Below are 827 nucleotides of genomic sequence, written 5' to 3'. Positions count from 1 at the left end.
GAGCCCATGGGGCGGGGCGAGGGAGCGGCTTTGGGGTTGCCGTAGGCATCGCGGGCACCTTGAGCGGCCGCCGGCATGGCCAGGGCCGAAACGAAAAGGCAAGCCGCGGCCAGGCCGCCCGTGAGGCGTGAAATTTTCATAACCAGAAGAGGTTGGAGAGGGTGAAAGAATGCGGCCAGACGGGGCTTATTCGTAGTAGCGCCGGGTGTTTGGCCGATGCAGGGAGACATTACAAAACCGTGCCAAAATCAGCCGTGCACTGCCGTGCGGGCTCGCCTCCTGCCACCGCCACCAGACCAACCTACTCACTTTACGGACGAACTCCCCGCTCACATCGACCAGCTCCCAGTCTGCAAAACGCCAAAAAGCCGGGCTGCCCGCCTGGGCAACCCGGCCACGTTCAGCGCGTCTTAAAGTACCCTACCTAGGCTGGCGCATTGTGGCGGGCCCCAAAAGGCTGCCGGGCGCAAGGTGGATACTATTTTTCTTCCCGGTTCAGCAGCCGCAACAGCACGCCGTTGGTCCAGCCGAAGCCGTCCTGGAGCGGATACTCGCCGCCGCCGGCGGGCCGGAGCACATCCAGCACATCGTATTTCTCCAGCAGCTTGCCGGTCTGGGCAAACACGCGGCTGTTCAGGCGCACCCAGCGGCGGGCCACGGAATCGGCCAGCGGCTGCTGGCCGTAGCGCGCCAGCCCCTCAATGGCCAGGTATTGCAGCGGGGCCCAGCCGTTGGGTGCGTCCCACTGCTGGCCGGTGCGGCTGAGCGTGAGGACCAGCCCACCCGGCTTCAGGAAATTGGCTTGCAGCCCCGCACCTACCCGCTGC

The 827-nt window shown here is 65.4% G+C and carries 1 protein-coding gene; it reads right to left on the bottom strand.

Annotated features, from left to right (window positions below; all coding sequences use genetic code 11):
* Positions 1-478: 478 nt before the first annotated feature.
* Positions 479-827 (bottom strand): trehalase family glycosidase (locus ACYVDE_RS24720; RefSeq protein WP_460504171.1); only part of this gene is annotated, 349 nt, incomplete at its 5' end.

The sequence above is a fragment of the Hymenobacter agri genome, assembly GCF_054778495.1.
This window is presented reverse-complemented; position numbering and strand designations above follow the sequence as displayed.